The sequence below is a fragment of the Parvibaculum sp. genome (assembly GCF_040882025.1).
Lineage (GTDB): Bacteria > Pseudomonadota > Alphaproteobacteria > Parvibaculales > Parvibaculaceae > Parvibaculum.
In genome coordinates this window covers 1-11,195 of sequence record NZ_JBBECC010000121.1, presented here as the reverse complement: position 1 = coordinate 11,195, position 11,195 = coordinate 1, and the positions used below count along the sequence as shown (strand labels likewise).

The window sequence follows — 11,195 nt, the reverse complement described above, 5'->3', positions numbered from 1 at the left end:
ATGCGGTGGCGCCCGTCTTGTCTCAGAGCCTGTCGAGCGTGATCGCGCCGGGGTCGAAGGCTGCCTTCTCCAGCAATTCCGCCGTGTAGCGCGCGCCCGCGTCGCCCGCCGCCTCCTGCGCCTTCATCAGGCCGTAAAGCGACCAGGCATTGTTCGGATGACGGACAAGCGCGGCGCGGAACTGTTCCACCGCTGCATCGGCGTCGCCCGCTTCGAGCAACACGGCGGCGAGCGTCTGCTCGACCGGATAGTACCAGTAGGGCGGCTCCGAATAGATGAGGCCGTCCTGAAGCACGAGCGCCTCTTCGAGCTTCGCACGCGCGGCATCGAGCTTGCCCTCGCGCTGGTCGATACGGGCGCGCAGCACCGTTTCGGAGAGAAGCAGAATATCCCCGGCCGGCACATTTGCGGCGGCGAGCGGCGCCAGCGCCTCGTCGTCACGGAGCGCAGCTATCGCATCGGCCTCGGCCCGCGCCGCCGCGAGATCGCCAGCGCGCGCGGCGGCAACGCCCTGCACATATCGCCAAATGCCCTTGACGAAGGGAAGATTGGCGGGCGGCTCAGGCATGTTGGCGATGTCGTCCGCCGTGCCGAACTCGAGGAAGGCATAATAGGGCGCGACCTTGACCGGCTGAACGATGGCAGCGGAGGTCACCGCCTCGAAGGGAATGAGCCCATCGAGCTTCCGGGCATAGTCGAGCGCCGTTTTGGCGTCGCCCGCCATCTGCGCCGAGACCAGCACGAAATGGACATTGTGCGGATAGTAGCCGTAGCGATAGATGTCGGAGCCCTGCGTCTTCGCCAGATAGGCTTCGTCCACGGCAACCGCACGCACATTGGTCTCGAGTGAATCGAGATAACGGCCGACGCGGAAGTAGATATGCCCCGGCATATGAACGAGATGCCCGGAGCCGGGCATCAGGTCGGCAAGACGTCCCGCCCCTTTTTCCGCGCGCTCGGGCATGGCGGAGGCTTCCATCAGATGAATTTGAAGATGGATCGCGCCCGCATGGTTCGGATTCGCGGCAAGAACCCGCTCGACCGCGGCGATCGCGCCGGCGATATGAGGCCTCGGTGTCCGGTAATCCCGCTCCCAGTAGTTCCAGGGCGACAGATCCATCTGCGATTCGGCGTAGAGCACCGCAATGTCCTGATCGCCGGGATAGCGCTTGTGAATTTCTTCCATGGCCTCGGCATAGCGCTTGTCGAGTTCCGCGCGTGTTGCCTCTTCATCCGCCACGTAGCGCAGCGCCAGCGCCTCGATCAGCGCCCGCTCCTTCGCGGAGACGTCGCCCGTGAGCGCCATCGCCTTGTTGATCGCGGTGATCGCGGGATTTTCCTCACCCGCATCCATCGGCGCGTTGATATTGGGCCCGCGTGCCTTCGCTTCGCCCCAGTAGCACATGGCGCAATCGGGATCGATGCGCTGCGCCTGTTGAAAGGCGCGAATGGCCTCCCAGTGATTGAACGCGTAGAGCAGGGCAAAGCCCTGATCGAAATAGACCTGCGCCTCGTCGTTCGCGGTCGTGATCCGGAACGTGCGGTCGCCGAGGCCCGACCAGAGCGGCAACGCGCCGGTGGCCGTGGTCTTTGCCTGCGCCGACGCCAGCGCAAGCTGAAAGGACGGCCTGAAGAACGCCGCGCGCTCCCGGCCCCCGCGTCCGCACTGGTTCTGCGCGATCAACCGAGGGTCGAACAGCGTCTCAATCTCGGCTTGCGAAAGCTTCGTCTCTTGCGGCAGGACGCTTGCGAACAAGGTGGCGCCCGCGACAGCGGATGCGCCGATGGCAATGAGCAGGGGGGATCTGGCCATGGTGTTTCTTTCTTCGTCTGAATGGAGCGAGCGGGCCGGAACCTACTCACGGGCAATCAAGCGCACAAAAGCAAACCCACGGAAACAGAGGAACGGTCACAAGAAAAGGAGCCTCGGTCAAATGCCGAAGCCGAACGGCCACGCCAGCGGCAAGATGCCGGCCTGCAGATTGGAAATCTGTTGCTCACGGAGCTTGTCGAATCTGGCAATCGCGCCCGAATCTGTCTAAATCCGCGGAAGCCTCGAATATTCCCGCCCCACCCACACCCCGCAAAAGCCTCCTGCCAATTTGTCGCAGCGCAGCAAATCCTCTTGAATATGGTTTAGAATGCGTCTAAATAGCGAGAAATATCAGGCCCCACTCATTCAGTTCAAAGGAGTTCCCCCATGGCCGTACTCGTCGGCAAACAGGCCCCCGATTTCACCGCCGCCGCCGTCCTGCCGGATGGCGCGATCGTCGAGGATTTCAACCTGCGCAACTATCTCGACGGCGCCTACGGGCTCGTTTTCTTCTATCCGCTCGACTTCACCTTCGTCTGCCCGTCGGAGATCCTTGCCTATTCGAACCGCGTACCGCAGTTCGAAAAGCTCAACGTCAAGGTGATCGCCGTCAGCGTCGACAGCCAGTTCACCCATGCCGCCTGGCGCAACACCGCGCCGAACGATGGCGGCCTCGGCCCGGTCAAGTTCCCGATGGTGGCCGACATGACCAAACAGATCGCGCGCGACTACGACGTGCTGATCGAAAAGGACGGCGTGGCGCTGCGCGGCACCTTCCTGATCGACCGCGAAGGCGTCGTCCGCCACCAGCTCGTCAACGACCTGCCGCTCGGCCGCAACGCCGACGAAGCGCTGCGCATGGTCGATGCGCTGCAGTTCCACGAGGAGCATGGCGAAGTCTGCCCGGCCGGCTGGAACAAGGGCGACGAAGGCATGAAAGCCGACGCCGCCGGAGTCGCCAAATATCTGGGCGCCCACGCAGAAGCGCTCTGAGGCGCCTTTTGGCGGGCCCGCAGGACCCCTATATAGTGGGGCGCGGGCCCGCCGCCCTGCCCGCCTTGTTCACAAGCCGAAGTCGAACGGAAACATCATGTCCGAAACGAAACACGCCAAGGTTCTCATCGTCGGTGCAGGCGCCGCAGGCTACACCGCCGCTATTTATGCGGCACGCGCGATGCTGGAGCCGGTCCTCATCCAGGGCATCCAGCCGGGCGGCCAGCTCACCATCACCACCGATGTCGAGAACTATCCAGGCTTCGCCGAAGCCGTGCAGGGCCCATGGCTGATGGAGCAGATGGAAGCGCAGGCGCGCCATGTCGGCACCGAGATGATCGCCGATACGATCGTCTCCGCCGACCTCTCCAGGCATCCGTTCGAACTCAAGGGTGACAACGGCACGCTCTACACCGCCGACGCGCTCATCATCGCGACCGGCGCACAGGCCAAATGGCTCGGCATCCCCTCCGAAGAGAAATTCCAGGGCTTCGGCGTCTCTGCCTGCGCCACCTGCGACGGCTTCTTCTATCGCGGCAAGGAAGTGCTGGTGGTCGGCGGCGGCAACTCCGCCGTCGAGGAGGCGCTGTTCCTGACCAATTTCGCCACCAAGGTGACGGTCATCCATCGCCGCGACACGTTCCGCGCCGAAAAGGTCATGCAGGAGCGCCTCTTCAATCATCCGAAGATCGAAGTGATCTGGGATTCGGCGATCGACGAAATTCTCGGCACCGAAAATCCGCCCGGCGTCACCGGCGCGCGCATCAAGAACGTGAAGACGGGCGAAACGCGTGAGCTGAAGGCCGACGGGGTGTTCGTGGCGATCGGCCATGCACCGGCGACCGAACTTTTCAAGGACCAGCTAAAAACCAAGGCCGGCGGCTATCTCGTCACCGCGCCCGATTCGACCGCAACCAGCATCCCCGGCGTCTTCGCCGCCGGCGACGTGACCGATGACATCTACCGCCAGGCCGTCACGGCGGCCGGCATGGGTTGCATGGCAGCCCTCGAAGCGGAACGCTGGCTGGCGGGCCGGGACGCCGAAAAGGCCGGCATCGGCCCCGACCCCATCGAGCGCGCGCGTCAGGCGGAGACCGCCTGATTCCCCGAAATATGCCGGAAAATGGCAGCTGTCCGGACAATTTCCGGGCGGCCGCTGTTCATTTTTATGCGCTTCCCAGACGGTTGGATTACACATAATCTCCGCCGCGATTTGGCGATGCGGACCAAAGTTCGCGCCGTCTCTGTCGTATTAACCGCCCCTGGAGAACCAAAATGTCCGCACCTGGCATTGTGTGGCCAAGGAAGACCCGCGAACTGCGCAGCCACCACTTCCATTCGGATATCTGGAACGATTTCCGCTTCCGCGACGACGACATCGTCATTTCCACCTATGCGAAATCCGGCACAACCTGGACCCAGCAGATCGTCGGACAGCTCATCTTCAACGGCGCGGAAGGTGTGCCGGTAAATGAACTCTCGCCCTGGCTCGACCTGCGTGTCCCGCCGCCGGAAGTGAAGCTGGAGCTCATGGAAGCGCAGACCCATCGCCGCTTCGTGAAGACCCATCTGCCGGTCGACGCCCTCGTCTATTCGCCAAAGGCGAAATACATCTATATCGGTCGCGACGGACGCGACGTTCTCTGGTCCCTCTACAACCATCACGCCAACGCGAATGATGCCTTTTACGAGACATTGAACGAAACGCCCGGGCTCGTGGGCGAAAAGCTCCGCCGCGTGACTACCGACGTCCGCACCTATTTCGACGAATGGCTGGAAAAGGACGGCTATCCCTTCTGGTCCTTCTGGGAAAATGTCTCGAGCTGGTGGGCGATCCGTCACCTGCCGAATGTTCTCTTCGTCCATTTCGAAAATCTGAAGCGCGACATGGAAGGTGAAATCCGCCGCATCGCGACTTTTCTCGATATCACCGTGGATGAACGGCAATGGCCGGCCATTCTCGAGCATTGCAGCTTCGACTATATGAAATCCCACGCCGATACGAGTGCACCGCTTGGCGGCGCATTGTGGGAAGGCGGCGCATCGACCTTCATCAACAAGGGCACCAACGGCCGTTGGCGCGACGTTCTGAGTGCGGAAGAAAGCGCAAATTACGAAGCACTCGCCCACGAGAAGCTGGGAAAGGATTGTGCTCATTGGCTGGCGACGGGCGAAGGTCTCGATATCGCTCGCGCGGCCTAACAAAGAACAAGAATATCTCGCAAGGCGCTCATGTCGGAAATGACATGGGCGCCTTCGCTTTCGAGCGCCGCGGCATCGGTCAGCGGATCGCCTGCATAGCCGATGACGGCCATCCCCGCCGCCACCGCGGCCTGCACACCGGGCAGACTGTCCTCGATGACGACGCAAGTCTCGGCCGCGTGACCCATGCGCGACGCCGCATGCAGAAAGAGATCGGGTGCAGGCTTGCCGCGCGCGACCATTGCGGCATTGAACATACGACCGTCGAAATAGTCGAAGAGGCCCGCGCTTCTCAGATTGCGATGAATGAAGGGCATTTCGCCCGATGAGGCGAGACAGAAGGGAACGCCGTGTTTGTGAATATGCGACACAGCCTCGGCTACGCCCGCAATGGGCGCAACACCGCTGGCAAAAGCCATTTCGGTGCGCCGCCACATTTCGTCCGCCCATCCCGCCGGAACGGACGATCCCAACCGGGCCTCGATGATTTCGACCGCGGACGCCATGGAGCGACCGCGAAAGGTCCGCAGGCATTCGTCGTAAGTAGCCGGATAGCCAAGCTCAATGACGGCTTCGGCAAAGATGCGGCCCGCAACGGGCTCGGTGTCGACCAGTACGCCGTCGCAATCGAAAATGACAAGGGAGGGAGAAAAGGAAAGCGCCATGCCGCGGACCATATCCACGATCATGGCGCTTGCCACATCAAATTCGATGTCGAAGCGTTACAGCCGCTCAGGCCGCAAGGCTGCGGAGCATCCATGCTGTCTTTTCGCTCGCCTGCATCCGCTGCACCATCAGGTCGGCGGTCACTTCGTCGTCGGCGTCGCTTGCCTGCTTGAAAAGGTCGCGGGCCGTCTTCACCACCTGCTCGTGACCCTTGACCAGATTCTTGACCATCTGCTCGGCGCCGGGCACGCCGTTGTCTTCCTGCAGCGAGGTCAGCTTGCTGTATTCGGCATAGGTGCCCGGCGCATATTCGCCGAGCGCGCGGATGCGCTCTGCGATTTCGTCGGTCGCCGCCCAGAGTTCGCGATACTGCTCCTCGAACATCAGATGCAGCGTGCGGAACTGCGGACCGGTCACATTCCAGTGGTAATTGTGGGTCTTGAGATAAAGCGTGTAGGTGTCGGCCAGCACGCGCGAGAGTCCCTCAGCGATCTCGTTCCGGTCTCTCGCCGCAATCCCTGTATCAACTTTCATGGTACACCTCCTTTCATGGGGGAACATGATCTATGTAGTGCAGAAACAAAGCCCTGCAAGTCATTTTATATTATTTCTAATCTGAGGCATATGCCATTCAGGCTGACACATCTATTAACCCTGCCCTAGACTGATCCGGGGCGCAGCGTCACGGAGACGGCCGATGGAAACCACATTCCACTTTCTCGACACCAAGCCGATCGAACTCAACCGACGTCAACTCGTGCGGGGTCTCGCGGCAGGCTACGTCGTTGCACTGACTGGCTGCGTGGAAAACCAGGCGCTTGGGCGGCAACAACTGCTGCTGGTCTCCGAAGCGCAGATGAGCCAGCTCTCAGCCTCTGCCTGGACGCAACTCCGCCAGCAGAAAAAGATCTCGACCAACAAGTCCCTCAACACGCGGCTGCAAACCGTCGGCCGGAAGATCGTCACCGCCGCCAACCTGCAGAACCAGCCCTGGGAGTTCACCGTCTTCCAGGGCAAGGAGGCCAACGCCTTCGTGCTGCCCGGCGGCAAGGTCGGTTTCTACGAAGGTATCTTTGCGCGCATGGAGAACGACGACCAACTCGCGACCGTGATGGGCCATGAAACGGCGCATGTAACCGCGCGCCACTCGGCCGAACGCTACAGCCAGAACATGGCCGCGGGTGTCGGCATGCAGGCGGCACAGATCGGCTTGCAGAGCGCCAATGTCGGCAGTCCGGCGGCCATCGCCGCCATTCTCGGCGCCGGTCTGCAATTCGGCATATTGCTGCCCTATTCGCGCCAGCACGAACTCGAAGCCGACCGCCTCGGCGTCGGTTACATGCAGAAGGCCGGTTACGACCCGCGCCAGTCGTTGCGCTTCTGGCAAAATATGTCCAAGCAACGCACGGGTCAGGCGCCGCCGCCGGAGCTGATGTCGACGCACCCCTCCGACGCCACACGCATGGCCGCGCTGCAGGCGCAGCTTCGCCAAATGGGCTATCAGGTGTGATGAAAAAGGCCCCGCGCGACAAACACGGGGCCTTTCATTTCAGGTGCGGCAGCGACTAACGCAGGCTGGCGCAGAAGCGCTGGATGCGTTCGCAGGCGTCCGTCAGTTCTTCCGTCGACGTCGCATATGAAATGCGGAAGAACGGAGACAGGCCAAAGGCAGCGCCATGCACGACGGAAACGCCTTCCGCTTCAAGCAGAGCGATAGCGAAATCCTCGTCGTTCTCGATGACCTTGCCGACGGTCGTCTGCTTGCCGATGCATCCCTCGCAGGACGGATAGACATAAAAAGCACCTTCGGGCGTTGGGCACTTGATGCCTGTCGCCTGATTGAGCATCGACACCACAAGGTCGCGCCGCTCCTTGAACGCCGCTGCGCGCGTCGGGATGAAATCCTGCGGACCGTTCAACGCCTCGACCGCCGCCCATTGACTGATCGAGGTCGGGTTCGATGTCGACTGGCTCTGTACCTTGGTCATCGCCTTGATGAGCGCTTCCGGACCCGCGCAATAACCGATCCGCCAGCCCGTCATCGCATAGGCCTTCGACACGCCGTTCATCGTCAGCGTGCGCTCGTAAAGCCCGGGCTCCACCTGCGCCGGCGTCGCGAACTTGAAGCCATCATAGATGAGATGCTCGTACATATCGTCGGTCAGCACCCAGACATGGGGATGCTTCATCAGCACATCGGTCAGCTTCTTCAGCTCGTCATGCGTATAGGCCGCGCCCGAGGGGTTGGACGGCGAGTTGAAGATCAGCCATTTGGTCTTCTTCGTGATCGCCTTTTCCAGCACATCCGGCTGCAACTTGAAGCCGTCCTTGAGCGTCGTCTCGACGGCAACCGGCGTGCCGCCCGCGAGCAGCACGATGTCGGGATAGGACACCCAGTAGGGCGCCGGAATGATGACTTCGTCGCCGGGGTTCAGCGTCGCGATCATCGCGTTGAAGATGATCGGCTTGCCGCCCGGCGCGACGAAAGCCTGGTTCGGCTGATAGTCGAGCCCGTTCTCGCGCTTGAACTTGGCGCAGATCGCCGCCTTCAGCTCGGGAATGCCTTCCACCGCCGTGTACTTGGTTTTGCCCTCGCGGATCGCCTTGATGGCGGCTTCCTTGATGTTGTCCGGCGTGTCGAAATCCGGCTCGCCGGCGGCGAGCGAAATCACATCGCGGCCCAGGGCTTTCAGGTCGCGCGCTTTCTGCGTCGCGGCAATGGTTGCCGACGGCTGAATGCGGTTAAGCGCGTCCGAAATAAAGCCCATGATACATCTCCATTGAGGGCGGACAGGAAAACGGGCGCAACCTAAGCCTGCCCGCCCGGCCGCGCAACCGCCTTGCTAGGCGCGGAGCCAATAAAGCACGAGCGCGACGGCGAGCAGCGCCGAACCCGCGACATCGGCCGTCGAAACCTTGGAAATCCAGCAGCTCGGATCGCCCTGAAGCCGGGCGAAGACCACGAAGGAGAGCATGCTGGCAAAGCCGAGAATGAAAGCCGCCGGCTGCAGCTCGCGGCGGAACGCAGCCACGATCAGAAAGAGCCCGATCAGCCCCAGCATAACCGCGCGGTGCTGCATCAGGGTCAGCAGATTGGCGTCGGCGAATTCAAGACCGTAGAGCCCGCGGAGCTGTTTCGCGCCCAGCATGCCGACCGCCGGATAGGCGTTCAGCAATCCGACGAGCACGAAAATGACGCCGATGACGATCTGGAACATTGGCTTCTCCTGTTCAGGGTTTCATGGCCGCCGCAAGTGCCGGATCGCCGCCCTCACGGGCGAGGCCGGCCACGGCGCCCAGACGATCGGCCTCGGCCATGTGCTGACCGAGCTTCCACTTGCCTTCGAGCCGCGTCACCGGCATCTCGAAAACAACCAGCGCCGACATCAGCTTCTCGAGTTCGCGTTCGGACAAACCCGCCATCGACCACGGCGCTTCGCGCCCGCTCTCGAAACGCGCGGTCAGCGCGGCAATGACAGATCGGGCAGCATCGGGGGCGTCGACAAGGCACGGCGCGCCATAGGCATGCACGGCAATGTAGTTCCATGTCGGCACGCGATCCGGCGTCGCATACCAGGCCGGTGAGATATAGCCATGCGGGCCCTGAAACACGGCAAGCGCCTGCCGGCACTCATCGAAATTCCGCCAATGCGGATTGGCGCGCGCGACATGACCGATCAGCACGGCCTCATCGCCACGCCGCTCCAGCAGGAACGGCAGATGCGTGGCAAAGGGCGCGTCCTCGCCGCCTGTGACCAGCAGGCCAAAAGGCGCGCGTTCGATCAGCGCCAGGCATTCGGCGCGATCCGTCTGCGCAAAGCGGGGCGGCACAAACATTTGTCGATCCCTTCTAGACGGCCGGCACCGCCGCGATGTCGCGCACCGGCTCGCCGAAGACCATCTGCATCGGCACGACCCCGGCCCAGACCGGCAGGTCCATGTCGTCCGGATCGTCGAGCGGCCCGCCGGTACGCACCTTGGCGGCGACCTCGACGAGCGGCAGCCGCAACACCTGCGTCGCCTTCAACTCCTGTGCATTGGCGGGTCGCGTCTCGGGCGGGCGACCTTGCCGGACACGGGCCGTGAAGAGCTCGAGCGCACGCGGCTTTTCGGCCTCGGCGACGGTTTCCGCGACGCCATGCGCCATCACCGAGCGATAGTTCATCGAGTGATGAAAGGCCGAGCGCGCCAGCACCAGGCCGTCGATCAACGTCACCGTCAGGCAGATTGGTGCGCCGCCGCCGATCATCCGCATCAGCCGGCTCTTGCGCGAGCCGTGCACAAGAACGTTGTCGCCGTCGCGGACATAGACCATCGGCAGCGCGACAGGTCCCGCCTCGCCCATGAAAGCGACATGCGCGACATAACCGGCATCGAGAATCCCGTGTACCGTTTCGCGGTCATAGGCCGCCCGCTTCGGCACCTGTCGCACCCGGTACGCCGCCGACGTTTCGTAATCGCTCATCGTCTTCGTCCTTTCAGACATCCAGCGTCCGCTTCGGCCGCGCCAGAAGCTCGCCGCCGCAATTGGGGCAGATATGTCCCATCGTCTCCGCACAAGGCGGGCAGAAGGTGCATTCGAAACTGCAAATCTCCGCCGCACCGTCTTTCGGCGTCGGCGCTTCGCATTTCTCGCAGGCGGATTTCATGTCGAGCATCGCGTTCTCCTCTCGATTCCGGCCCGCACCATTTACCTAAATTGGCCCTGTCAAAAGGTCCAATAGATAAAATATAATAGGTCCACTTTATCAGGAAGGATCGCCGCTATGCCCGCAAGCCCCCTGCCCCTCGGTACGCTGGCGCTCGATAACGACGCCGAAGCGCCGCTCTATCGCCAGCTCTACGATGCGCTGCGCGAGGCCATTCTCGACGGAAGGCTGCATCCGGGCGCACGGCTGCCCTCCTCCCGCACACTGGCCGGCGATCTGGGCGTCGGGCGGAACACGGTGTTGACCGCCTATGACCAGTTGACGGCCGAAGGTTATCTGGAGGGACAGGTCGGCGCCGGCACCCGCATCGCCGCCGTCCTGCCGGACAGCCTGTTGCAGCTCGACCGGCAGGCACGCAAACCTGTGTCCATCCGGCCCGCCCGCAACACGCGCGGCCTCTCCGAGCGCGGCCGCGCACTCTCGGCCACGCGCCGCGCGGCGCCGACCTACAAGCGCGGCGAGGGCCGTCCCTTCCTCCACGGCCTGCCGGCCATCGACCGCTTCCCGAACCTCCTCTGGAGCCGCCTTCTCGCCCGCCATGCCCGCGATCCGCGGCGTGGCAATCTCGGTTACGAGGTCGGCATCGGCCTTCCGGCGCTGCGCGCGGCCATCGCCGCTTATGCGGGCGCGGCGCGCGGCGTCGTCTGCACGGCCGATCAGGTGATCGTGACGGTGGGCGCGCAGGGCGCCCTCGACATGACCGCGCGGATGCTGCTCGACCCGGGCGACCCTGTCTGGATCGAGGATCCGGGTTATCTCGGCGCGCGCGGCGCCTTGATGGGCGCGGGCGCAAAGCTCGTCCCCGTGCCGGT

General features: G+C 63.0%; 13 protein-coding genes. 5 read left to right on the top strand and 8 right to left on the bottom strand.

Translation table 11 applies throughout. From position 1 onward, the window contains the following. Positions 1 to 22 precede the first annotated feature (22 nt). Positions 23 to 1,813, bottom strand: a complete 1,791-nt coding sequence (locus WEB61_RS08700; protein WP_368063944.1) for a hypothetical protein — start codon at positions 1,811 to 1,813, stop codon at positions 23 to 25. Positions 1,814 to 2,200: 387 nt separating this feature from the next. Between WEB61_RS08700 and WEB61_RS08695 the strand changes: the two genes are divergently transcribed. The 3 genes from WEB61_RS08695 (at position 2,201) to WEB61_RS08685 (ending at position 5,008) form a co-directional block, all read left to right on the top strand. Further along, positions 2,201 to 2,806 (top strand): peroxiredoxin, encoded by a 606-nt coding sequence (locus WEB61_RS08695; RefSeq protein ID WP_368063943.1) that lies wholly within the window; start codon positions 2,201 to 2,203, stop codon positions 2,804 to 2,806. A 97-nt stretch (positions 2,807 to 2,903) separates the two neighbouring features. Further along, on the top strand, positions 2,904 to 3,908 hold the full coding sequence (gene trxB, locus WEB61_RS08690) for a thioredoxin-disulfide reductase (protein WP_368063942.1): 1,005 nt from the start codon (positions 2,904 to 2,906) through the stop codon (positions 3,906 to 3,908). 173 nt (positions 3,909 to 4,081) lie between these two features. After that, positions 4,082 to 5,008, top strand: a complete 927-nt coding sequence (locus tag WEB61_RS08685) for a sulfotransferase domain-containing protein (protein WP_368063941.1) — start codon at positions 4,082 to 4,084, stop codon at positions 5,006 to 5,008. On the opposite strand, the gene WEB61_RS08680 is transcribed toward WEB61_RS08685, so the two are convergent. Together WEB61_RS08680 and WEB61_RS08675 are read right to left on the bottom strand one after the other, a co-directional pair. Next, a complete protein-coding gene (locus tag WEB61_RS08680; RefSeq protein ID WP_368063940.1) occupies positions 5,005 to 5,697 on the bottom strand; it encodes an HAD family hydrolase in 693 nt (230 codons plus the stop codon). The genes WEB61_RS08685 and WEB61_RS08680 overlap by 4 nt on opposite strands. Before the next feature lie 43 nt (positions 5,698 to 5,740). Continuing rightward, entirely contained in the window at positions 5,741 to 6,208 is a 468-nt protein-coding gene (locus WEB61_RS08675) for a Dps family protein (RefSeq protein ID WP_368063939.1), read from the bottom strand. Positions 6,209 to 6,371: 163 nt separating this feature from the next. Here WEB61_RS08675 and WEB61_RS08670 point away from each other — a divergent pair, with 163 nt between their 5' ends. Further along, the gene (locus tag WEB61_RS08670) at positions 6,372 to 7,184 is read left to right on the top strand and encodes a M48 family metallopeptidase (protein ID WP_368063938.1); all 813 of its coding nucleotides are present in this window, start codon (positions 6,372 to 6,374) and stop codon (positions 7,182 to 7,184) included. A gap of 55 nt (positions 7,185 to 7,239) precedes the next feature. Here the strand turns inward: WEB61_RS08670 and WEB61_RS08665 are convergent, their stop codons facing one another. From WEB61_RS08665 to WEB61_RS08645, 5 genes are all read right to left on the bottom strand, one after another. Further along, complete coding sequence (locus tag WEB61_RS08665; protein ID WP_368063937.1) at positions 7,240 to 8,442, bottom strand: pyridoxal phosphate-dependent aminotransferase; 1,203 nt, start codon at positions 8,440 to 8,442, stop codon at positions 7,240 to 7,242. 75 nt (positions 8,443 to 8,517) lie between these two features. Beyond that, positions 8,518 to 8,892 carry a hypothetical protein gene (locus tag WEB61_RS08660; protein WP_368063936.1) on the bottom strand — a complete coding sequence of 125 codons (375 nt, stop codon included), beginning with the start codon at positions 8,890 to 8,892 and terminating at the stop codon, positions 8,518 to 8,520. A 13-nt stretch (positions 8,893 to 8,905) separates the two neighbouring features. Further along, positions 8,906 to 9,511 carry an FMN-binding negative transcriptional regulator gene (locus WEB61_RS08655; RefSeq protein ID WP_368063935.1) on the bottom strand — a complete coding sequence of 202 codons (606 nt, stop codon included), beginning with the start codon at positions 9,509 to 9,511 and terminating at the stop codon, positions 8,906 to 8,908. A 13-nt stretch (positions 9,512 to 9,524) separates the two neighbouring features. Further along, on the bottom strand, positions 9,525 to 10,139 hold the full coding sequence (locus WEB61_RS08650) for a pyridoxamine 5'-phosphate oxidase family protein (protein WP_368063934.1): 615 nt from the start codon (positions 10,137 to 10,139) through the stop codon (positions 9,525 to 9,527). A 13-nt stretch (positions 10,140 to 10,152) separates the two neighbouring features. After that, on the bottom strand, positions 10,153 to 10,332 hold the full coding sequence (locus tag WEB61_RS08645; protein ID WP_368063933.1) for a DUF1272 domain-containing protein: 180 nt from the start codon (positions 10,330 to 10,332) through the stop codon (positions 10,153 to 10,155). Between the two features lie 108 nt (positions 10,333 to 10,440). Between WEB61_RS08645 and WEB61_RS08640 the strand changes: the two genes are divergently transcribed. After that, positions 10,441 to 11,195 (top strand): PLP-dependent aminotransferase family protein (locus WEB61_RS08640; RefSeq protein WP_368063932.1); only part of this gene is annotated, 755 nt, incomplete at its 3' end.